At 59.5% G+C, this 18,868-nt stretch carries 26 protein-coding genes, 1 tRNA gene and 1 other RNA gene; 16 read left to right on the top strand and 12 right to left on the bottom strand.

The features are described from left to right. The first annotated feature begins 6 nt into the window (after positions 1–6). From C8N31_RS16465 to ribD, 4 genes are all read left to right on the top strand, one after another. Entirely contained in the window at positions 7–390 is a 384-nt protein-coding gene (locus C8N31_RS16465; RefSeq protein WP_146173144.1) for a hypothetical protein, read from the top strand. Positions 391–430: 40 nt separating this feature from the next. Then, the gene (locus C8N31_RS16460) at positions 431–841 is read left to right on the top strand and encodes a secondary thiamine-phosphate synthase enzyme YjbQ (RefSeq protein WP_025046767.1); all 411 of its coding nucleotides are present in this window, start codon (positions 431–433) and stop codon (positions 839–841) included. Positions 842–993: 152 nt separating this feature from the next. Next, the gene (nrdR, locus tag C8N31_RS16455; protein WP_025046768.1) at positions 994–1,464 is read left to right on the top strand and encodes a transcriptional regulator NrdR; all 471 of its coding nucleotides are present in this window, start codon (positions 994–996) and stop codon (positions 1,462–1,464) included. Further along, a complete protein-coding gene (gene ribD / locus C8N31_RS16450; RefSeq protein WP_269146518.1) occupies positions 1,461–2,549 on the top strand; it encodes a bifunctional diaminohydroxyphosphoribosylaminopyrimidine deaminase/5-amino-6-(5-phosphoribosylamino)uracil reductase RibD in 1,089 nt (362 codons plus the stop codon). The genes nrdR and ribD overlap by 4 nt, the downstream gene beginning before the upstream one ends. 2 nt (positions 2,550–2,551) lie before the next feature. Here the strand turns inward: ribD and C8N31_RS16445 are convergent, their stop codons facing one another. The 3 genes from C8N31_RS16445 to C8N31_RS16435 all read right to left on the bottom strand — a co-directional run bounded on the left by C8N31_RS16445 (position 2,552) and on the right by C8N31_RS16435 (position 7,140). After that, positions 2,552–4,588: a capsular polysaccharide biosynthesis protein gene (locus tag C8N31_RS16445; RefSeq protein WP_025046770.1), complete on the bottom strand. Its 2,037-nt coding sequence runs from the start codon at positions 4,586–4,588 to the stop codon at positions 2,552–2,554. 9 nt (positions 4,589–4,597) lie between these two features. Next, complete coding sequence (locus tag C8N31_RS16440) at positions 4,598–5,731, bottom strand: polysaccharide biosynthesis/export family protein (protein ID WP_025046771.1); 1,134 nt, start codon at positions 5,729–5,731, stop codon at positions 4,598–4,600. Positions 5,732–5,847: 116 nt separating this feature from the next. Further along, positions 5,848–7,140: a capsule biosynthesis protein gene (locus tag C8N31_RS16435; RefSeq protein ID WP_025046772.1), complete on the bottom strand. Its 1,293-nt coding sequence runs from the start codon at positions 7,138–7,140 to the stop codon at positions 5,848–5,850. A 138-nt stretch (positions 7,141–7,278) separates the two neighbouring features. Between C8N31_RS16435 and C8N31_RS16430 the strand changes: the two genes are divergently transcribed. The 6 genes from C8N31_RS16430 to C8N31_RS16405 all read left to right on the top strand — a co-directional run bounded on the left by C8N31_RS16430 (position 7,279) and on the right by C8N31_RS16405 (position 11,064). Continuing rightward, positions 7,279–7,872 (top strand): riboflavin synthase, encoded by a 594-nt coding sequence (locus tag C8N31_RS16430; protein ID WP_025046773.1) that lies wholly within the window; start codon positions 7,279–7,281, stop codon positions 7,870–7,872. Beyond that, entirely contained in the window at positions 7,869–8,444 is a 576-nt protein-coding gene (locus tag C8N31_RS16425) for a hypothetical protein (protein ID WP_025046774.1), read from the top strand. The genes C8N31_RS16430 and C8N31_RS16425 overlap by 4 nt, the downstream gene beginning before the upstream one ends. 111 nt (positions 8,445–8,555) lie before the next feature. Next, positions 8,556–9,680 (top strand): 3,4-dihydroxy-2-butanone-4-phosphate synthase, encoded by a 1,125-nt coding sequence (gene ribB, locus C8N31_RS16420; protein ID WP_025046775.1) that lies wholly within the window; start codon positions 8,556–8,558, stop codon positions 9,678–9,680. Positions 9,681–9,685: 5 nt separating this feature from the next. Continuing rightward, on the top strand, positions 9,686–10,237 hold the full coding sequence (locus tag C8N31_RS16415; protein WP_025046776.1) for a 6,7-dimethyl-8-ribityllumazine synthase: 552 nt from the start codon (positions 9,686–9,688) through the stop codon (positions 10,235–10,237). After that, the gene (gene nusB / locus C8N31_RS16410) at positions 10,234–10,716 is read left to right on the top strand and encodes a transcription antitermination factor NusB (protein ID WP_025046777.1); all 483 of its coding nucleotides are present in this window, start codon (positions 10,234–10,236) and stop codon (positions 10,714–10,716) included. The genes C8N31_RS16415 and nusB overlap by 4 nt, the downstream gene beginning before the upstream one ends. Before the next feature lie 54 nt (positions 10,717–10,770). After that, positions 10,771–11,064: a hypothetical protein gene (locus C8N31_RS16405; RefSeq protein WP_025046778.1), complete on the top strand. Its 294-nt coding sequence runs from the start codon at positions 10,771–10,773 to the stop codon at positions 11,062–11,064. Positions 11,065–11,079: 15 nt separating this feature from the next. On the opposite strand, the gene ssrS is transcribed toward C8N31_RS16405, so the two are convergent. From ssrS to C8N31_RS16395, 3 genes are all read right to left on the bottom strand, one after another. After that, positions 11,080–11,234: non-coding RNA, 6S RNA (gene ssrS / locus C8N31_RS20750), on the bottom strand. A gap of 43 nt (positions 11,235–11,277) precedes the next feature. Beyond that, a complete protein-coding gene (locus tag C8N31_RS16400; RefSeq protein WP_025046779.1) occupies positions 11,278–11,700 on the bottom strand; it encodes an SRPBCC family protein in 423 nt (140 codons plus the stop codon). After that, the gene (locus C8N31_RS16395) at positions 11,697–12,017 is read right to left on the bottom strand and encodes an ArsR/SmtB family transcription factor (RefSeq protein WP_025046780.1); all 321 of its coding nucleotides are present in this window, start codon (positions 12,015–12,017) and stop codon (positions 11,697–11,699) included. The genes C8N31_RS16400 and C8N31_RS16395 overlap by 4 nt, the downstream gene beginning before the upstream one ends. 235 nt (positions 12,018–12,252) lie before the next feature. Here C8N31_RS16395 and C8N31_RS16390 point away from each other — a divergent pair, with 235 nt between their 5' ends. Beyond that, on the top strand, positions 12,253–12,723 hold the full coding sequence (locus tag C8N31_RS16390; RefSeq protein ID WP_025046781.1) for an MmcB family DNA repair protein: 471 nt from the start codon (positions 12,253–12,255) through the stop codon (positions 12,721–12,723). Between the two features lie 3 nt (positions 12,724–12,726). Here the strand turns inward: C8N31_RS16390 and C8N31_RS16385 are convergent, their stop codons facing one another. Further along, on the bottom strand, positions 12,727–12,915 hold the full coding sequence (locus tag C8N31_RS16385) for a DUF6324 family protein (RefSeq protein WP_025046782.1): 189 nt from the start codon (positions 12,913–12,915) through the stop codon (positions 12,727–12,729). Between the two features lie 81 nt (positions 12,916–12,996). Between C8N31_RS16385 and C8N31_RS16380 the strand changes: the two genes are divergently transcribed. Continuing rightward, positions 12,997–13,479, top strand: a complete 483-nt coding sequence (locus tag C8N31_RS16380) for a GNAT family N-acetyltransferase (RefSeq protein WP_025046783.1) — start codon at positions 12,997–12,999, stop codon at positions 13,477–13,479. 66 nt (positions 13,480–13,545) lie between these two features. After that, positions 13,546–13,622: transfer RNA gene (locus tag C8N31_RS16375), tRNA-His, on the top strand. Between the two features lie 122 nt (positions 13,623–13,744). Here C8N31_RS16375 and C8N31_RS20430 read toward each other — a convergent pair. The 3 genes from C8N31_RS20430 to C8N31_RS16365 all read right to left on the bottom strand — a co-directional run bounded on the left by C8N31_RS20430 (position 13,745) and on the right by C8N31_RS16365 (position 14,799). Further along, positions 13,745–13,915 carry a hypothetical protein gene (locus C8N31_RS20430; protein WP_156026855.1) on the bottom strand — a complete coding sequence of 57 codons (171 nt, stop codon included), beginning with the start codon at positions 13,913–13,915 and terminating at the stop codon, positions 13,745–13,747. Continuing rightward, a complete protein-coding gene (locus C8N31_RS16370; protein WP_025046784.1) occupies positions 13,916–14,374 on the bottom strand; it encodes a hypothetical protein in 459 nt (152 codons plus the stop codon). 137 nt (positions 14,375–14,511) lie between these two features. Next, positions 14,512–14,799, bottom strand: coding sequence for a DUF6476 family protein (locus tag C8N31_RS16365; RefSeq protein WP_025046785.1), 288 nt, complete (start codon positions 14,797–14,799; stop codon positions 14,512–14,514). Here C8N31_RS16365 and C8N31_RS16360 point away from each other — a divergent pair. Continuing rightward, positions 14,798–15,829 (top strand): RluA family pseudouridine synthase, encoded by a 1,032-nt coding sequence (locus tag C8N31_RS16360; RefSeq protein WP_025046786.1) that lies wholly within the window; start codon positions 14,798–14,800, stop codon positions 15,827–15,829. The two genes, C8N31_RS16365 and C8N31_RS16360, sit on opposite strands and share 2 nt — an antisense overlap. Positions 15,830–16,010: 181 nt before the next feature. Next, a complete protein-coding gene (rpoH, locus tag C8N31_RS16355) occupies positions 16,011–16,907 on the top strand; it encodes an RNA polymerase sigma factor RpoH (RefSeq protein ID WP_025046787.1) in 897 nt (298 codons plus the stop codon). Between the two features lie 59 nt (positions 16,908–16,966). On the opposite strand, the gene C8N31_RS16350 is transcribed toward rpoH, so the two are convergent. Continuing rightward, on the bottom strand, positions 16,967–18,142 hold the full coding sequence (locus tag C8N31_RS16350) for a dipeptidase (RefSeq protein ID WP_025046788.1): 1,176 nt from the start codon (positions 18,140–18,142) through the stop codon (positions 16,967–16,969). A 97-nt stretch (positions 18,143–18,239) separates the two neighbouring features. Between C8N31_RS16350 and C8N31_RS16345 the strand changes: the two genes are divergently transcribed. Continuing rightward, the gene (locus tag C8N31_RS16345; protein ID WP_025046789.1) at positions 18,240–18,509 is read left to right on the top strand and encodes a DksA/TraR family C4-type zinc finger protein; all 270 of its coding nucleotides are present in this window, start codon (positions 18,240–18,242) and stop codon (positions 18,507–18,509) included. 4 nt (positions 18,510–18,513) lie between these two features. On the opposite strand, the gene C8N31_RS16340 is transcribed toward C8N31_RS16345, so the two are convergent. Beyond that, positions 18,514–18,867 carry a YbaN family protein gene (locus C8N31_RS16340; RefSeq protein WP_025046790.1) on the bottom strand — a complete coding sequence of 118 codons (354 nt, stop codon included), beginning with the start codon at positions 18,865–18,867 and terminating at the stop codon, positions 18,514–18,516. Position 18,868: the final 1 nt, after the last annotated feature.

Raw genomic sequence — 18,868 nt, 5'->3', positions numbered from 1 at the left:
CTGATAATGGCGTGCCTGCCACTGACCGTTGCGGCGAGCACCGATGGTGAAGAAGACCGGTTTTTGGTGATCAACCCCCTTAGCGCTTCCGACTTCGAAGTGGTGCAGGGCATGAACATGGGCGCGGCAGAGTTTTGGTGCGGCGCGGCCAGCTATGTTGAGCGGCGTCTTGGCCTGTCCGAAACCACCCCGATTTACCTCAAACGGCCACGCGGCCCATCGCAGACCGCGGCAGGGCGCAAGGCCGTGACATTCTCGCTTAGCAATGCGGGCCTGCCGCCCGATGATCCCGGTCGTCTGACGCTTACAGTCAAGCAACCGGGCACGATGGTGAAATCTGCCAGTGCGCGGCGGTATTGCCGTGATGCTTTTACCCGGTCCACGAAATAGACCGATTGCCATCCGGCCTTGTGCAAGCCACCCTGTGCCCATGCAAACCCGTTTTTCCATTTCGACCCGAGGACAGGGTCTTTACGAATTTACCCCGCAAGTTACCTCTTGGCTCAAGGGGCAGGGTGATGGCCTGCTGACATTATTTGTGCAGCACACCTCTGCCTCGCTTTTGATACAGGAAAACGCCGATCCAGATGTGCAGGGCGATCTTTTGGCCTATTTTGCCCGCCTTGTGCCGCCAGCGGATGATCCAGCGATGGGCTATCTGCGTCACACGATGGAGGGGCCGGACGATATGCCCGCCCATATCAAGGCTGCGATGATGCCGGTTTCATTGAACATTCCGGTCACGGCAGGGCGCATGGCACTCGGCACATGGCAAGGCATCTACCTATTTGAGCACCGCACCGCGCCGCACCACCGCCAGATCGCAGCGCATTTTGCCTGAGGTCGGCCAAAGCTGCAGTTTAGCCCGTCAATGGCCCCAGATGTAGTGGTCAAATTGCCCCCTACCCAAAACCTCGTGAACCCCCTATAAGTTTAGACAAGAGGGCGGGTTGCGCCCCTATAGAGGCGGAATGACAAAGAGGGGGACGGCCCATGCGCTGCCCGTTTTGCGGAAATATCGACACCCAAGTAAAAGACAGCCGTCCGGCAGAGGATCACGTCTCGATCCGAAGGCGCCGGTTCTGCCCGGCCTGCGGCGGGCGATTTACCACCTACGAACGGGTCCAGCTGCGCGATCTGGTGGTGATCAAAACCAGCGGCAAACGCGAAGATTTTGACCGCGACAAGCTGGAGCGCTCCATCCGCATCTCTATGCAGAAACGCCCGATTGATCCCGAACGCATTGATCAAATGATCAGCGGCATCGTGCGGCGCCTCGAAAGCATGGGCGAAACCGACATAGGCTCCAAACAGATCGGCGAGATCGTGATGGAGGCTCTGGCCCGGATCGACACCGTTGCCTACGTGAGATTTGCCAGCGTTTACAAGAACTTCCAGGCGGCTGATGATTTCGATAAGTTCGTTCAGGAACTGCGGCCGGATCACCCTGTAGAAGAAGAGTGAGCGACCAAAGATACATGGCGCTGGCGCTGTCCCTCGGGCGGCGCGGGCAGGGGCGTGTCTGGCCCAATCCGGCAGTGGGCTGTGTCATCGTGGCACAAGGCCGGATCGTCGGACGGGGCTGGACCCAGCCGGGCGGACGGCCCCATGGCGAGGTTGAAGCATTGGCGCAAGCGGGCGCTGCTGCACGCGGTGCGACGGCCTATGTCACACTGGAGCCTTGTTCCCATCACGGACAAACCCCGCCCTGCGCACGGGCCCTGATCGACGCGGGCGTGGCGCGTGTCGTCGTGGCCACCACCGACAGCGATGCGCGGGTGAATGGGCAAGGCCTGCAAATGCTGCGTGATGCAGGCATCGAGGTCACCCTTGGGGTGGGCGAGGCCGAGGCCCGCCGCGATCATGCCGGATTTTTCCGGCGCGTAGAGCTCGGGCGGCCGTTGCTGACCCTGAAGCTGGCCAATTCCTTTGATGGGCGCATTGCCACCGGCACCGGCGAAAGCCAATGGATCACCGCCCCACAAGCGCGGCGCGTGGTGCATGCCATGCGTAGCCGCCATGACGCGGTGCTGATTGGCGGCGGCACCGCCCGCGCCGATGATCCAAGCCTGACAGTGCGCGATCTGGGTGTGGATCACCAGCCAGCCCGCGTTGTGGTCTCCCGCAGGCTTGATCTGCCGCTTATGGGTCAATTGGCGCGCACTGCCGCCGAGGTTCCGGTGATCTTGTGCCACGGCAAAGACGCCGACCCGATGCTGGTGCAAACCTGGCGCGATCTGGGCGCGACCCTGCTGCCCTGTGCGGCGCGGGGTGGGCAGCTTGATCCGGCGGATATCCTGCAACAACTGGGCGCACATGGGCTGACACGTGTGTTTTGCGAAGGTGGCAGCGCCTTGGCCGCCTCCCTGCTTGAGGCTGATCTTGTGGATGAATTGATCGGCTTTACCGCCGGTTTGGTGATCGGGGCCGAGGGCTTGCCGGGGGTTGGCGCGATGGGGCTGGAAGCCCTGCGCAACGCGCCCCGCTTTGATCTGCGCGAGACCATGGCCTGCGGTCCTGATATTCTACATGTCTGGACACGCCCCTAGGATCAACGGCCCCGCCATAAATGGGCGCGGCTGGCCATAAGTCCCTGTAGTTTAGACAAAATCCGAAGACCCAACCCCGGCGCGGACACTTCACCTGAGATCAGGCGATCCACGATCACCTCGACCGGGCAAGGCAGGCCAGTTTGCGGATCAAAATAGCGCGGGTAATCAATCAGAACTGCATGGACGAGCCCCTCAAGCGGGACATCGACCCGCCGGCGCGGCGGCACGTCACCTCGATCATCGCTGAGGCCCCAACCGGCATAGAACGGCGCGCCAAAGGTCACCACAGGCACCCCGCGCAGCAGCGCTTCGAACCCCAAAAGCGAGGTCATGGTCCATACCTCGTCCACTTGGCCCAGCAGATCTGCCGGATCGGCACCGGATGCGATGTGATCGGCAAGATCGGCGGCGTCAATCGCGCCATCGCGCAGGCCCGCTTCAACATCCGGATGCGGTTTGTAGATCAGAAAGGCATCCGGATTGGCTGCACGGGCGGCTTGCAACAGCGTCAGATTATCGCCAACGTCCTGCGTGCCCAAACGGACAGAGGCGTCATCAGCCACCTGACCGGGCACCAAAATACGCTTCTGAACAGGTGCATCGCCCAATTGGCATGCCGCACCGATGTTGTATTTGCTCAGCCCAGCCTTGGTCAGCGCGGTGATCAAAGCACGGGCGCGGGCGGTTTGATCGGGCCGCATCTGCGCCCGCGTTTCGATCCATTTTTCCAACCGGCTGGGGCGAGAGGGGTCATAGTAAATCCCCAGATCGTCACAAACCAACGACAGTGGTGGCACCAGGGCCGCGCCAAGTCCCTTGGACCGCAAAAACCCGTCTTCAACCCGCACCGCATCTTCATGGCCGACCTGCGCAAGGCCAGACCACACCATCCAGGGGCGCCCCGTGTTGCGAGCCTCTGCCGGATCATCTTTGAATATCAGGGGCTTGAACTGCCCAAAGATTTTGTTCAGCGGGCCGCGTTTCCACATCCGCATACCTGAGGCGACCCAACCGCGATGATCCTCGCGCCATGCACGGGCCTGCGCGGCCTGCGCTTCGATCGCGGTTTCCAGCTCGCAAAGCTGATCGCGGTAGGGGTCATACCATTTGGGGTAAAGGATCATCGCAGCGGCAAACAATTGCGCCCGCGTCAGGGTCCGCTGGCGGCGCTGCACGGGAAATTCGTCCTTGGTCAGGCCCCAACCGGCATAAAACGGTTTACCGAACACCCGCGGTTTGTGCCCCGCAAAGATCGCCTCAAAGCCAAGCTGCGAGGACACGGTGTAAACGCCGACTGCCCCGTCAAACAGCGCCCAAGGGCTGACCGGATCAGTGAGCAGAGAAATCTTGTTGTTGACGTCTTTGTCGGTGAAATATCCCGCGCGGTGGCCCTGTGCGGTTTCGGGATGCGTCTTGATAATGACCTTGGCACCGGGGTGTTCCTCTTGGGCAAACACCAGCATCTCAAGGAAACGGCCGCGATCGGCCTCGGAGGCGGTGACGGAGGCATCGCCCTGCGTCTGGTCAATCACCAACACATAGCCGGGCGGCGGGACGGGGGCGGCGGGATCAAACCCGCTATATTTGGTCAGTTGGGCCTCGGCGATCCGTGCCATTGCACCCCGTGCGCGGTTCAAGAGCGCGGTGTCATCCAGTGGATGTTCGGCCAGCAGGATCTCAAGATCCGATGGCTGAGCCGGATCAAAATGCGCCCCGCGATGATCGATTAACAGGCCCAGCGGCGGCTCACCGCCCCGTCCCGGATGCAAAGAGCGCAGCCATGCATCCTCCACCCGGACAACGGGCGCCTCATATTTGGCAGCAACGGCAAGCCCGCGATGGGCGGTGGGCGAATTGCCCCAAACCGCAACGGAATCGCCCTCCCTAGGCCGACCCAGATGCAGGGAATATCCAGAAAGCTTCAATATGCGGCGGATGCGGCGCTGGGTCAAAAACCCGCCGTTATAGACAAAAAGCCGCCGGTCCTTGTCGGGACCGGCGGCGGGTGTGTCATATGTCTCAGGCCCGAGAGCCATGATCAGGGGTTATTCGCCGGTCAGCGATGTCAGGCTCGCTGCAGATCCGGCTGTGCCTGTGATGGCCGAGATGACCTTGCTCCACTGGGTAAATGGCGCCTCTGTCACATAAAGCGTGTCGCCGTCCCGCACCACAAAATCACGGGCCATGAACATGCCGTTGGGTTTGGTCAGGTCGAGCACATAGACCATGCGCTGTGCGCCTTGAAAGTCATTGCGGCCCAACACCTGTCCAGCAATCTCTGCCGGTTCATTGCGGAAAATAAAGACGCCGGTCGGATCCGCCGAAGAGGCGCTTAGTCCGCCAACCTGTGCGATGCCTTCAAGTGCCGACAGGTTCTGCGATTCAAATGGCACCTGCGCCTGGCTGCCGGTGGCGCCCAATGCGGTGAAAGACCGTGTGTCTTCTTCGACGAGGATGCGATCCCCGGCGCGCAATGCGATGTCCAGTTCGGGGTGGTCATAGAGATCTTGCAACCAGATCTTGCCGCGCATCTTGCCACGGATCACGGTGATCTGGGCAATCTCGGGTTCAATCGAAACACCGCCTGCGCGGGCCATCATAGTGCCCAAGGTGCGCGTTGGCCGCTCAATGGCATAGACGCCCTGCGCCCCAACCGCGCCAATCAGCGAAACGGTCGAACCGTCACCCGCAGCACGGCGGACTTCGACCTGTGGGTCAGGGGTCTGTTCGCCCAGTTTGGTGGTGATGATGCGGCGAATGGCGTCTGGCGTGTTGCCTGCTGCCTTGATCCGGCCCGCATAGGGAATAAAGATAAAGCCTGCGCCATCAACCTGCACTTCTTCGAGCAGGGTCGCGGGGGAACCTTCGACGCCCAAAAGCGGATCATCAACGTTTTCATATACCGTAATGCCCAGAACATCGCCGGGGCGGATCGTGTCAGACCCAAGCGGGGCTGCGCGTTTGAATTCCTCGGAGAATCCCAAAGCAGGGGTCAAAGCGGTGGCGCGAGTGACGCGGTCGTTGACGGAGACAACAAAGGCGTCGCCTTCCTTTTGCACGGATCCTGCGAAAATCTGGCGTTTGTTGGGGCCGACCTGCGGCAAACCACAAGACGAAACAACGGCCAACGCCGCGATTGCTGCGATGGGGCGCGCCCACCGGAAAGATACGGATTTCACTGCCCGGTCTCCTCGACCTATTCAATTCTGCCTCAGTATTCGCCGGTTTTTTCGGCGTAGTTGCGGTCAAGTTAACGCAGTTATCTGTAAAAATCTAGCGTGCAGAGGTGCTTGGCTCAGGTGACGAGACGCAACTGTTGCCTTGGGGCCGCGGTTCCTTGATCAAACGCCTGATAGGGATCATCACCAGCCAGCATCATATCCACTACCAAACGCAACAATTGTCGGCGCCCCTTGGAGGAATAATACCCGCCGGGAATTTGTGAAGTTTCAAGCAGATAGCGCCGATAGTCCTTGTAGGCGCGGCTGTCAGGGCGGCTGGGTGCTGCGAAAAATTCCGTCAACGGTTGGTCAGAGACAAATTCCGACTTTCCATAAACAGCATCACCAAACACCTTCAGCGGAATGCCGCGCCAAAGCGCCTGCTGTCCCGCTGTAGAGTTCACCGTGACAGCGGTGCGGGCATCATCGAGCAGGCGGGCCAGCTTGCCGCCGCGCACAAAATGAACCCGGTCTGCAACCCCTGCCGCACGGGCCAGCCGCTTGATATCGCGCCGCACCGGCACGCGGCCATCCTCAAGCGGATGGGCCTTGAACACAAGGTGATGATGGGTCGCCGCACCCTTGGCAAAACCGTCAATCACCAGCTCCAGAAACTCCGTCATCGTGCCGAAGGGAGAATGCATCTGGAAGGAGCTGTCATGCTCCAACTGCAGCAGCGCCAGATGGTATGGGAACCCGCCATTGCGCACCCGCCAGGTGGCCAGAAACCGCTGTACCCAGATCACCGGCATCAGCAGCAACCGCTTGAGGTACAGCTGAAACTCTTTCGACACAGGCAAGCTGCGATGGGGCCGGAAATGCCGGTATTTGCGGTTCGCGAACATCACAAACCAATGATAGGCGGCGCCGTAAAAAATATGTTGGCGCATATCGCCCCAATGGCCCGGGGGCAGGGGCGCTTCCATGTCGGATTGGGCCATGACACTGCGCATCTGATCGATGCTCATGCCCATCAGATGCGAGTTGCCGTTGCTGCCGCCACGCTCATACGTAACCCAATAGGGCCGCATATAGCCTTCCTCAAAGACATGCACCGCAATGCCCGCCACCTTTGCCGCCGCAACGGCGGAAGCATGGATCGGGCGGGTATCGCCATACAGCACGATGTCGGTGACAGATTTTTCGACCAACAGATCTGATAGGAAAGCATCCCACTCATCACTGGGCGCGGAAAACGGGATGTAACTGGGTTTATGCCCCCAAAACGCCTGATCACCCGCATTGAACCCGACACGCCAGACCTCGGCCCCGGCAAGGCGCAGCATGCGGCCAAGCCTGTCAAAGAACGGCCCATGCGGCCCCTGAAGGAACAAAAAGACCCGGTTTTGCCTATCGTCTGAGGACATTCTGCCCTTTCTTCTGCGCGTGCCATATTTTTAATCAGGATATGGCCCCTGCCGCAACAACACTGTGCTTTCGCTTGCCTGTACCACAGGTGAAGGTTACGGAAAGTTAACGACGATTGCGAAAAAAAGGAAAACCCAATGTTCACCGGGATTATCACCGACGTAGGCGAGGTTGTCGCGCTGGAGCAGGAAGGTGACCTGCGGGCGCGGATCAAAACCGGTTATGACACCTCGGGCATTGATATGGGCGCCTCGATCGCCAGCGATGGGGTATGCCTGACGGTGGTGGACCTTGGCCCTGATTGGTACGAGGTGCAGATCAGCGCCGAAACGGTCGAGAAAACCAACATCGGCGGCAATGGATGGCACAAAGGCAAGCGGCTCAATCTTGAGCGGGCCTTGAAAGTGGGCGACGAGTTGGGCGGGCATATCGTGTCGGGCCATGTGGACGGCGTGGCCGAAGTGGTCGCGATGCAAGACGAGGGCGACAGCACCCGCGTGACCCTGCGTGCGCCTGCCGAGTTGGCCCGGTTCATCGCGCCCAAAGGATCTGTTGCGCTGAACGGGACATCGCTGACCGTGAACGCGGTCGATGGCTGTGATTTTGGCATCAACTTCATCCCCCACACCAAGGACGTCACCACATGGGGCGATGTCAAAGTGGGCGATCAGATCAACCTTGAGATTGACACTCTGGCCCGCTACGTCGCGCGTCTGGCTGAAATGTCATGACACCGGGCATCGGGCATAACCAGGGGCCAAGCATGGAGCGCGGCCAGACCTTTCGCGCCTTTCAGTGGAAAAAGGCCCGCGAGGCCGCGATGCCCAAGACCATGCCTTTGATGGTGGTGCGGATGCATGTGCGCCGCGCCCATGCGCTGGGTCTGGATTATCCCACCTACGCCTCAATCCGCAAAGCCAGCGGGCGTGACATCATGGGATTGTTGTTTTCCTCCAACGCGCTGCGCGTGGTAAAGGCATCAGAGCCGCAGATGCCCTTGCCACGCAGTGAGGCCGTCTCAGCCATCGAAGGCGCACAGAAACTGGCGCTGGTGCATCTGCCCTTGCATGCGGGGCAGGTGGCGCAGGCCAATCCCGCGCTCGATCACGTGGGCAATGCACCAAAGTTCACCGACAGTTGGTCCGATATGCGCGATCATCTGGGCCGGGTGATCACGGATCGCAAGCTGGTTTCGGATCAGGTGTTGATCATTGGCGACACCGCGCTGGAACGTGATTGGAGCGCGGCCGCCCGCGCCGCCGGATATCTCGATGCCGCGCGGTATTTCGGCGCTGGCGCCTGAGGGCGGAACCGCTCTATTTTGTTGGGCTTTGACCGCAGTGATGCTGCGGCACCTCTGGCCATCGCCGGGCGCTTGAGCTATGTGCGGGCGAGAACGGCGATAGGATATGTCATGAATTTTGAAACACCCGGACCGGTCGAAGAAGGGCTGGCAAGTGCCATTGCCCCAATCGAAGAGATCATCGCAGAGGCCCGCGCAGGCCGGATGTTTATTCTGGTTGATCACGAGGACCGCGAAAACGAAGGTGATCTGGTGATCCCGGCGCAGTTTGCGGACGCGGAAGCGATCAATTTCATGGCCACCCATGGGCGCGGCCTGATTTGCCTGCCGATGACCACGGCGCGGATAGAGACGCTGGAACTGCCGATGATGGCGGTCAACAATTCGTCCCGTCACGAGACCGCATTTACCGTCAGCATCGAGGCCCGCGAGGGCGTCAGCACCGGTATTTCCGCTGGCGACCGCGCACTGACCGTGGCCACGGCCATCAACGAAGATCTCGGTGCGGCAGACATCGCCACCCCCGGCCATGTCTTTCCTCTGCGCGCCCGCGATGGCGGCGTTTTGGTCCGTGCTGGCCACACGGAGGCCGCCGTAGACATCAGCCGCCTTGCCGGATTGCACCCTTCAGGCGTGATCTGCGAGATCATGAAGGAAGACGGCACCATGGCCCGCCTGCCGGACCTGGTGGCCTTTGGCGCAGAGCATGGCCTCAAGATCGGCACGATCAGCGACCTGATCGCCTATCGCCACAAGCATGACAACCTGCTGGTGGAACGCGACCGCCGCACAGTGATCTCTGCCTATGGCGGGGAATGGGATATGCGGATCGTCGCGGATGAGATCACCGGGACCGACCACGTTGTCCTGACCAAAGGTGACATCAGCACCGATGCGCCGGTGCTGGTGCGGACCCATGCGATCAATGCACTCGAAGATATCCTTGGACTGGGGCCCAGCCCGGCAGACGAGCTGCCCCGCGCCATGCAGATCATCGCGGACGAAGGCCGAGGCGCGGTGATCCTGTTCCGCGACCCGTTCCCGCGCTTGCGGCTGGACGACGACGAAGAAGACGCGCCGCGCACCGTCAAACGCACAGGTTTGGGCGCACAGATCCTCGCCTCCATGGGGCTGTATCAACTGGTTCTGCTGACCGACAACCCCGAAACCCGTTATCTGGGCCTTGATGCCTATCACATCGAAATCGTGGGCACCCGGCCCATCACGGCGGAGTAAACCCCATGGCAGCATCCGAAGATCACACCGTTCTGGACCGACCCAGCTTTGACAAACCGCTGAAGGTTCTGATCGTTGTTTCGCCCTACTACAGCGATATCGCCGGCGGGCTGCTGACCGGCGCCAAAGCCGAGCTTGAGGCGGCAGGCGCCAGTTACGAGGTGGTCGAAATGCCCGGCGCCTTGGAAATCCCCACCGCCATCGGCATCTCGGACCGGCGCAGCAACTTTGACGGATATGTCGCGTTGGGCTGTGTGATCCGGGGGGAAACGACCCATTATGAAACCGTCTGCAACGACAGCTCACGGGCGCTGCAATTGCTGGGCCTTCAGGGGCTGTGCATCGGCAATGGCATCCTGACAGTGGAAAACCGCAGCCAAGCCGAGGTGCGCGCCGATCCGGACGGGCAAAACAAGGGCGGCGGTGCGGCGGCTGCGGCCTTGCATCTCATTGCGCTCAGCCGTAAGTGGGGCAGCCAAAGCAAAGGCATCGGTTTTAAACCGCTGGGCGAAGACACGCTCATGGCGGGCGATACGGACGGAAACACACACGCATGACCCAATCGGCACCCGGCCTGTCCGGCAACCAGAAACGCAAGATGAAATCGGCATCGCGGCTTTATGCCGTGCAGGCGTTGTTCCAGATGGAACATTCCTCGCAGACCATTGACCGCGTGCGCCGCGAATTCATCGAACACCGCTTTGGCGCTGTCTATGAAGACGGCGAAATGCTGGACGGCGATCTGGATCATTTCTCAACTGTGCTGGAAACCGCCGTCAACCATCAGGCGGCGATTGACCAGATGACCGACCGGGCGCTGGTGGCAAAATGGCCAATTGCGCGGATCGACCCGACGTTGCGGGCCCTGTTTCGCGCCGCTGGCGCTGAACTGCGCGGCAACGACACGCCGCCGCGTGTGGCGATCAAGGAATATGTCGACATCGCAGGTGCGTTCTTTCCCGATGGCAAAGAACCCAGCTTTGTGAACGCGGTCCTTGACCATATGGCCCGCGAGGCCCAGCCCGAGGCATTCTGACACCTTTTGCCGCTTGCGCATAATGGGCTAGTCTTCTTTGCAGGAGGACTGCCCATGCCTGTGATCGTTCGTTTCTACATTCAACACACCATCATTGGATTTGTCGCCTCAGCTGCATTCATCGCGGGGCTGCTCTATTTCAACGTCGCCAACCTCTGGCACCTGATCAGCACCTCTGACATCGGGCTGCTGGCCGGGTTTTTGCTGTGGTTTTTCAATGGCATCGTTTTTTCAGGGGCACAAACCGCCGTGGCCGTCCTGTTGATGAGCGAAAGCGATGAAGACGATGGACCAAAGGGCGGCAAAGGCATCGCTGTGCCGGTTTTGGCTCAGGCGCGCCGACCATGAAATCGGGGGGAGTGTGACGGGACCGCACCTGCCGGTCAGCTTTTTATTCCCGAGGACCTGTATGTACAGGTGGGCGCCAGATAAATGAACCAGGGCTCAAACAGAGCCAGCTCCCTCGGATTTGCTTAAGGCCACTGGAATGTAGCGTCACACGCACAGGGCAGTACCCGTCACGGACCTTAGGTAGGCCCGTAACGGGGAGGCGGCAAGGGGTCAGTCCGCTTTTTCGTGAATGTGCGCACGCATCCGCCCGATATGATCATCCCACCCTTTGTCGAGCGCCAGTGTGAGGCCAAAGGCGGCTTCGCCTTGGGGCAGCCCGTCATGCTCCAGCGCCAGTTTAGTTCCACCGGGCACTTCGGTGAGGGTCCATTTGACGGTACTGACCGCATCACCCATCGGTTTGACGGTAAAGGTATATTCCAGATACTCGGGCTTGCGGGCCGCACGCACTTCGCCCCAGATCAGCAAATCACCGCTTTCGGTGCCAAACATTTCCAGCTTTGCCCCGGCTGCCAATGCTGTCTTGGGGGCGTGAAACCATTTGGCCAAATGTTCGGGCTGGGTGAGATACTCCCAAACCGCCGCGCGGTCGGCCTCCAGAAAGATGGTTTTTCGGATGTTTGTGTCTGTCATGTCTTGTCCTTTTCAATGGCAGTTTTCAAATCGCTCAGGCGGTCGTCCCAGAAGCCGTCGAAATAATCGAACCAGCTGAGAACGGGGCCAAAGCCCAAGGGGTTGATGCTGTTGATACGTTCTCGGCCACGCGGTTCGACCGTGATCAGGCCGCCGTCGCTGAGAACGGTGAGATGTTTTTTGACCGCCGCGCGGGTCATATCGAAACGCCCGGCGACATCGGTGATGGTCATGTCCTGCTGGCTGAGCATTTTGAGAATGTCGCGCCGAGTCGGATCTGCCAAAGCGCGAAAGCAAAGCTGTGCGGGGTCGGGCATTGGAGCGAGTTCCTTTTGTGATACTGTTTGGTATCATTAAATTAGAAACCATATGGTATTATGTCAAGAGGCGCGGAGCTCCCTCGTTAGTCATTGATATTGATCAGTTAATCCTAGGTACGTCGGGCCAGGGCAGGGCGTAAGCCAGTTTGATCGGAGCAAGACATTCCGCCAAAGCAAAACAGATTCGATTGGCCATCTTGCAAATGTTCACGAAATGTTCATAAATTCACCTATGGCATTTGTTGATCTTTCCCCGGACGCGCCCGCCCCGCAACCCGGCCAATTGCTGGCCCGCGGCGTGGCCCGGCATCTGGTCAGCCATGGCTTTGCCTGCGTCGAAGAGCTGGTGCCAACGCGAGGCCTGCGGGTCGATGTGATGGCGCTTGGCCCAAAAGGCGAGATTTGGGTGGTCGAATGCAAATCATCCCGCGCCGATTTTACCTCAGACAACAAATGGCAGGGCTATCTGGAATGGGCTGACCGGTTTTTCTGGGCTGTTGACGATGTCTTTCCCACAGAACTGCTGCCGGATGAAACCGGGCTGATCATTGCGGATGCATATGGCGGAGAAATTCTGCGCATGGGACCGGAAACCAAGCTGGCCCCGGCGCGGCGCAAAGTGATGTTGCAAAAGTTCGCATTCCACGCCGCCCGCCGGCTGCACCATCTGCGCGATCCGGATATGCGGCTCAGCGACGGTTGAGGATCAGCGCTTGCCGCCGCCTGCGCGATGGGCCGCTGCGGTGATTTCTTCGGCAATCTCGATCGCTTCTTCCGGTGTGAAATCCATCGGAATTTCGATGCCGTTTCCCTCGATATAAAGCCGCACCATACCCGCGTCGGTCGGCCCGATTTGCAGGTTTGCTTCGATATCGCGTTCGGTGTTGATACCCATGTCATTCTCCGGTCTTGCTGGGCCGTATCGCTATCCTGCCCGGCCTTGAAAGGCAAGCGGACTAAGGCGCAGACTGTCCCCATGGACAAGATCGAGATTCGCACGTTTACCCCGCAAGACCGCGACTGGCTGCTTGAGCAACACAAAGTGCACTACGCCAACGAAGAAGGCTTTGATGACAGCTTTGGTGTGCTGGTGGGATCCATCCTTGATGGCTTTATCGCAGATCACGATCCAAGCTGCGAGGCTGGCTGGATCGCATGGCAGGGGGAACAGCGGCTTGGCAGTGTGTTCTGCGTCAGGTTGGACGAACAAACGGCCAAACTGAGGTTATTCCTGCTGGTGCCACAGGCCCGCGGAACGGGACTGGGCCGCCGGATGCTGGACACCTGCATGGATTTTGCCCGCGCACGGGGCTTTGGCAAAATGCAACTCTGGACTCACGAATCCCACCGGGCAGCAGGGGCGCTCTATGCCAAGGCCGGCTGGGAATTGGGGGAAACCAAGAGGGTGATTTCATTCGGCAAGGAAAATGTCGAACAAACATGGCGGATTGCCCTCTAACTTCTCAAATGATCGGGCGCTTAGGGTCTTGCAATCTTTGGACGTGGCAGCTAAATCCGCCCCAGTGCCGCCTTAGCTCAGTAGGTTAGAGCGCCTGATTGTGGATCAGGAGGTCCCCCGTTCGAGCCGGGGAGGTGGTACCACCCTACATCCCCCATCTTTGTCTTTTGTGCCTTTTTGGCCCCAAATACCTCCGGGGGTTTGGGGGCTGGCCCCCATACAGGCTCGCCGCAGGCGATACCTGTTGGCTCAAGCAGAGCCGTCTTCAAGCCTCAAACCCAAGCCGGGGCGCGGCTGCAATCCCCGTTCCGGCGCCTTGCGCGGCCCCCAAAACACTGTCCGTCAGCGCATTGACAGCCAAAAGCCGCTCCATCGCAGCCTGATATTGCCAGCATTTGTGAATATAGACCTGCCGCGCCGAAGTGCCTCCGGTCAATCAGACAGGTTTCAGCGTCCTGCCATAGCCGTCTGTGTTGGCAGGCGCACCTGATCCGTAAGAGGCGAGCAACGGCGCCTTCAGCCGGACAGCGTTGATATAAGACAGCTGGGCAGGATCGCCGCCATACCATTCATGTAAAAGGGCCAGAACGCCATGCAGCGCCGATGCCCCCGCTGAACGTCCTTGGACCAAGGCGCTGCCGTCCACCCTAAAATAGTCGCAGATCCGCCGATACTCAAACGGGGTAAACCACCACGCGCCAAAATCACCGGGCGTATCCCCCTTGTTCAGCACTGGTTTATAGAGGCGTAGCAGGACAGCATTTGCCGGGAGCGTGACCACGATAGGCCGCTCAATGCCGCCGCCGCGATGGCCTGATGCATCAAAGCCAAGCGCGCCCAGTTTTGCCCCCTGACCGGCTTGGCCATCCGGGTAGTCGGCATCGTTTATCGGCATTGCTCAGTCCTCCGCTCGGGCAAAAGAATGCTACACTGATTTCCCTGTAGGGTGAAATGGCTTGGGCTTTTCGCCTGCGGCGGGCGTGCATGGGGGCCAGCCCCCATACCCCCGGAATATTTAGGGCCAAAAAGGGATCAGGGGGTGACCTGAACCGTTTGGCGGAGCTTTCCGGTCAGGCGGTCAAAGATTATGATCTCGTTGCGGTCGGTTACAACGGCGTACCAATCGGGGCCTTGGGTAAAGGCGACAGCGCTTGCGCCTTCTGGCAGGGCGATTTCTTGGGGCAAAATCGGGCTATCGCGGTTCAGCCGCGTGACAAGCAGGCCAATCACCACTAGAACGCCGCAAATCATCACGGTGGTCAGCACAGTTACCAGCCGCCGCAGAAACCGCAGATTTGCAGGCTCAATCGGATCATCCATGTCACACCGCCTTGTTACCTTTGTCTTTGGCGAAACGCCGCCCTCCCGTCTTGATAAGGCGCTGGCGCGGGATGTGCCAGAGGATGCAAACCTGTCACGGACCCGCATGGCGCGTCTGATCGAGGCCGGTTCGGTGCAGATCAATGAACAGGTTGTCTACGACCCCCGCGCCAAGGTGGCCGAAGGGGACCGCGTCGCTATTGCGGTGGAGGAGGCGGAGGAGAGCCATATCCTGCCGGAGGCGATTCCGCTTGAGGTGATCTTTGAAGATGACGATCTGATCGTGATCAACAAACCCACAGGCATGGTGGTGCATCCTGCGCCAGGCACGCCGTCGGGTACATTGGTCAATGCGTTGCTGGCCCATTGCGGTGACAACCTGTCCGGTGTGGGCGGCATGAAACGGCCCGGCATTGTGCACCGGATTGACAAGGAGACCAGCGGTTTGCTGGTGGTTGCGAAATCGGATGCCGCACATCAGGGTTTGGCCAAACAATTTGAGGCCCATACGGTTGAGCGCTATTACCGCGCTGTCGTCTACGGCGTGCCGGACGCCAATGATCCGCGGTTGCGCGGCATCAAGGGCGCGTCATTTGAGCCGGGCAATATTCTGAAACTGACCACACAACTGGCCCGCCACAAAACCGACCGCCAGAAACAGGCAGTGCTGTTCAACGGGGGCCGCCATGCGGTCACACGCGCGCGGACGGTGGAGCGCTTTGGCACACCGGCGGTGATTGCCTTGATGGAATGCTGGCTTGAGACCGGGCGCACCCATCAGATCCGTGTGCATATGGCGCATGCTGGCCACGGGTTGGTTGGTGATCCCACCTATGGTGGCAAACGCAAACTGTCCAAGGCGGCGATGCCGGAGGCCGCAGCCGAGCAGGTGCGCAGCTTTCCGCGTCAGGCGTTACATGCGGCGGTTTTGGGGTTCGAACATCCTGTCACCAAAGAAAACATCCGGTTTGAGGCACCTTTGCCGCAAGACATGCAGGATTTGCTCTCAGCATTGCGCGGAACCTCCTGAGCGGTCTGTTGCAACGTGCACGAGGCCGTGAGGACACGGTAACGTAACTTATCTTTTACATGTCCTATGCCAATATTAACGCAATCGCTTTAATGGCAGGTCTTGAATCCGCCGATACCGCTACCATATCTATGTTAAGCTCATAAACATGAGCCCCGAAACAATGGGGAAAGGGACAAAGATGGCCAATTATGCAAACTTGCCGGCACCAACACCGGAAGGCGGGCTGAACCGCTATATGCAGGAAATCCGCAAGTTCCCGCTGCTGGAGCCGGAAGAGGAATATATGCTCGCCAAGGCATGGGTCGAGCAGGAAGACACCGAAGCGGCGCACCGAATGGTCACATCGCACCTGAGGTTGGCTGCGAAGATCGCCATGGGCTATCGCGGCTATGGTTTGCCGCAGGCCGAAGTGATTTCAGAGGCAAATGTCGGCCTGATGCAGGCGGTCAAACGGTTTGATCCCGAAAAGGGTTTCCGTCTGGCGACCTATGCAATGTGGTGGATCCGCGCCTCTATTCAGGAATATATCCTGCGGTCCTGGTCCTTGGTCAAACTCGGCACAACCTCAGGGCAGAAGAAACTGTTCTTTAACCTACGCAAGGCCAAGAACAAGATCGGCGCCTTGGAAGAGGGCGATCTGCGCCCCGAGAACGTCAAGCGGATCGCAACCGATCTGGGCGTGACCGAGGCGGAAGTGATCTCGATGAACCGGCGCATGTCGGGGGGCGACGCATCGCTGAATGCGCAGGTCGGCTCTGACGGCGAAGGCACGATGCAATGGCAGGATTGGCTTGAGGATGAAGATGCCGATCAAGCGGGTGATTACGCCGAAAAGGACGAGCTTGAGACACGCCGCGAGATGTTGGCGGAGGCTTTGGAGGTGCTGAATGACCGGGAAAAGGACATTCTGACCCAGCGCCGCCTGTCGGATGAGACAATCACGCTGGAGGATCTGAGCGGACAGTATGACGTGAGCCGTGAGCGTATTCGCCAGATTGAAGTGCGGGCCTTTGAAAAGCTGCAAAAACGCATGCGTGAATTGGCCAAGGAAAAAGGTCTGATGGCCAGCGCCTGATTACGACGTGACCTGAAAAATTGCCCCGCTTGCCTCAAGGCAGGCGGGGTTTTTGTGTGCTATTGCAACCGTGCCCGGAGCACCCGCATCATATTTTCGCCCATGACCTTGCGGATCTGCGCCTCGGTCACCCCCGCCTCAAGCAGGGCATGGGTCAAGGCAGGCAGTTCGGATGTGTCAAAGGCCGTCGACACCGATCCATCGAAGTCAGAGCCAAGCGCGACATGATCTTCGCCTACAACCTCAATCGCTTTGACGATCATATCGGCGATGCCTGATGGGGTGATATTGCCGCAAGCGACCTCGCCCCAATAGCCCATGCCGATGACCCCGCCGGTGGCGGCAATGTCCTGCATCAAATCATCCAGAAAATTGCGTTTCACGGCGCAATGGCCGTGGATGCCCGAATGACTGATGATCAGGGGAATATCTGTCATATCAAGCACATCACGCGCCACCTGCGGGCTGGAATGAGCAAGATCCAACAGCAATCCACGGCGGGCGACCTCAGCCACCACGCTGCGGCCAAACTCTGTCAGACCCTGATTGCCTTCGCCGTGCAAAGACCCGCCCAGTTTGTTGTCGAAGAAGTGTTGCAGCGCAATCAAACGGTGACCGGCCTCCACCAGCTTGTCCAGATTGGCCAGATCCCCCTCAAGCGGATGCGCCCCTTCGATTCCCAGCAATCCACCAACCACCTGCATGCCGTTGGCGCGATCGGCCAGCAACTGGTCCAGATCCGCGCGGCTGCGCAGGATGCGGAACTGTTCGGGGATCGCGGCCTCAACGCGGTGCAGCTTTTCGGCCTGATACAGCGCCCTTTCCAAAAGGCTGCCCCAAGTGCGTATTGGCCAAAGTTGCCCGATGGCCAGCGGAGTGATGTTGTCAAAGGCATCCGCTGAATTTTCATCATAGTTCTGCCCTGCGGGGGATTTGGTCACGGCAGTAAACACCTGCACCGCCACGCCCCCTTCGATCAGGCGGGGGATATCGACTTGCCCATAAGTGCTGCGCTGGCTTAGGTCGCGATTCCACAGCAGTGGGTCTGCATGCAGATCGCCAACCACCAATGTGTCATGCAAGGCGCGGGCCGCGTCTGAGACAGGGTAGGGGTCATGTTCAGCCACCGCGTTGCGCGATTTTTCAACATAGGCAGGCGCAAAGGTGAAAAAGCCCACTGCCAGAACCACTATGAGCGCCAGAAACCGCCCCAACCATTTTCCGAACGTCCGCATGTGCCTTGCCCCTTATTGAATTTCACACAGGCTAATCAACCTTGGCGGCTGGGCAAGGGTGACGTACCGTAGGGTGCTGAACAAGCAGGAGCACGACATGGCTGGTGGATGGGCAAAAGACGGCGCCGTAAGCGAACAGATAGAGGCGTCGATCAACGATGAACTGGCCCGTCTAAAGGCCCGCAAACAGCCGCAGGGAGAGAGCCTGACACATTGCGCGGAATGCGAAGAGCCGATCCCGGAGGCGCGGCGAGTGGCCCTTCCGGGGGTAAAGCTATGCATCGAGTGTGTGCAGGAACGGGATGCCCAGTTCAAAGCGCGGGGCGGGATCAACCGGCGCGGATCAAAGGACAGTCAGTTGAAATAACGCGCTAGTTCGGCCGGGTGAGGACATAGGCAGCCGCGCCCGACATGCAGATCGCCTGAATGATCAGAATTACGATTGGCAAGCCCATAGCAAGACTGACGGCAAAGGTCAGCGCCATCATCGCCACGGCAATCGCCTTGAACCGCGGCGCAATCGCCCCGCGAAGCCGCCATTCCTCCAAGATCGGGCCAAAGATGTGATGGCCATCCAACATCGCTGCCAAACGCGGCGATCCTTTGGTGAAACAGAACGCTGCGAGGATGATGAAGGGCGTGGTTGGCAACCCGGGCAAGACAACGCCAATCGCTCCCAACGCAAGGGCGACAAGTCCGCAGGCCGTCCAGATCAGTTTGGTCATT

Origin of the sequence: Sulfitobacter mediterraneus, assembly GCF_003054325.1 — a bacterium.
In the GTDB taxonomy this organism is placed as follows: domain Bacteria; phylum Pseudomonadota; class Alphaproteobacteria; order Rhodobacterales; family Rhodobacteraceae; genus Sulfitobacter; species Sulfitobacter mediterraneus.
This window is presented reverse-complemented; position numbering and strand designations above follow the sequence as displayed.

Excerpts from the sequence above, each read along its gene's own strand:
- C8N31_RS16345 (WP_025046789.1), top strand. The coding sequence starts at position 18,240 with ATGGCTGGTGGATGGGCAAAAGACGGCGCCGTAAGCGAACAGATAGAG.
- C8N31_RS16380 (WP_025046783.1), top strand. The coding sequence starts at position 12,997 with ATGGACAAGATCGAGATTCGCACGTTTACCCCGCAAGACCGCGACTGG.
- C8N31_RS16360 (WP_025046786.1), top strand. The coding sequence starts at position 14,798 with ATGTCACACCGCCTTGTTACCTTTGTCTTTGGCGAAACGCCGCCCTCC.
- C8N31_RS16405 (WP_025046778.1), top strand. The coding sequence starts at position 10,771 with ATGCCTGTGATCGTTCGTTTCTACATTCAACACACCATCATTGGATTT.
- C8N31_RS16425 (WP_025046774.1), top strand. The coding sequence starts at position 7,869 with ATGACACCGGGCATCGGGCATAACCAGGGGCCAAGCATGGAGCGCGGC.
- C8N31_RS16340 (WP_025046790.1), bottom strand. The coding sequence starts at position 18,867 with ATGACCAAACTGATCTGGACGGCCTGCGGACTTGTCGCCCTTGCGTTG.
- C8N31_RS16370 (WP_025046784.1), bottom strand. The coding sequence starts at position 14,374 with ATGCCGATAAACGATGCCGACTACCCGGATGGCCAAGCCGGTCAGGGG.
- C8N31_RS16430 (WP_025046773.1), top strand. The coding sequence starts at position 7,279 with ATGTTCACCGGGATTATCACCGACGTAGGCGAGGTTGTCGCGCTGGAG.
- C8N31_RS16385 (WP_025046782.1), bottom strand. The coding sequence starts at position 12,915 with ATGGGTATCAACACCGAACGCGATATCGAAGCAAACCTGCAAATCGGG.
- nrdR (WP_025046768.1), top strand. The coding sequence starts at position 994 with ATGCGCTGCCCGTTTTGCGGAAATATCGACACCCAAGTAAAAGACAGC.
- C8N31_RS16390 (WP_025046781.1), top strand. The coding sequence starts at position 12,253 with ATGGCATTTGTTGATCTTTCCCCGGACGCGCCCGCCCCGCAACCCGGC.
- rpoH (WP_025046787.1), top strand. The coding sequence starts at position 16,011 with ATGGCCAATTATGCAAACTTGCCGGCACCAACACCGGAAGGCGGGCTG.
- C8N31_RS16465 (WP_146173144.1), top strand. The coding sequence starts at position 7 with ATGGCGTGCCTGCCACTGACCGTTGCGGCGAGCACCGATGGTGAAGAA.
- C8N31_RS16350 (WP_025046788.1), bottom strand. The coding sequence starts at position 18,142 with ATGCGGACGTTCGGAAAATGGTTGGGGCGGTTTCTGGCGCTCATAGTG.
- C8N31_RS16435 (WP_025046772.1), bottom strand. The coding sequence starts at position 7,140 with ATGTCCTCAGACGATAGGCAAAACCGGGTCTTTTTGTTCCTTCAGGGG.
- C8N31_RS16395 (WP_025046780.1), bottom strand. The coding sequence starts at position 12,017 with ATGCCCGACCCCGCACAGCTTTGCTTTCGCGCTTTGGCAGATCCGACT.
- C8N31_RS16460 (WP_025046767.1), top strand. The coding sequence starts at position 431 with ATGCAAACCCGTTTTTCCATTTCGACCCGAGGACAGGGTCTTTACGAA.
- C8N31_RS16415 (WP_025046776.1), top strand. The coding sequence starts at position 9,686 with ATGGCAGCATCCGAAGATCACACCGTTCTGGACCGACCCAGCTTTGAC.
- ribB (WP_025046775.1), top strand. The coding sequence starts at position 8,556 with ATGAATTTTGAAACACCCGGACCGGTCGAAGAAGGGCTGGCAAGTGCC.
- C8N31_RS16400 (WP_025046779.1), bottom strand. The coding sequence starts at position 11,700 with ATGACAGACACAAACATCCGAAAAACCATCTTTCTGGAGGCCGACCGC.
- nusB (WP_025046777.1), top strand. The coding sequence starts at position 10,234 with ATGACCCAATCGGCACCCGGCCTGTCCGGCAACCAGAAACGCAAGATG.
- C8N31_RS16445 (WP_025046770.1), bottom strand. The coding sequence starts at position 4,588 with ATGGCTCTCGGGCCTGAGACATATGACACACCCGCCGCCGGTCCCGAC.
- C8N31_RS16365 (WP_025046785.1), bottom strand. The coding sequence starts at position 14,799 with ATGGATGATCCGATTGAGCCTGCAAATCTGCGGTTTCTGCGGCGGCTG.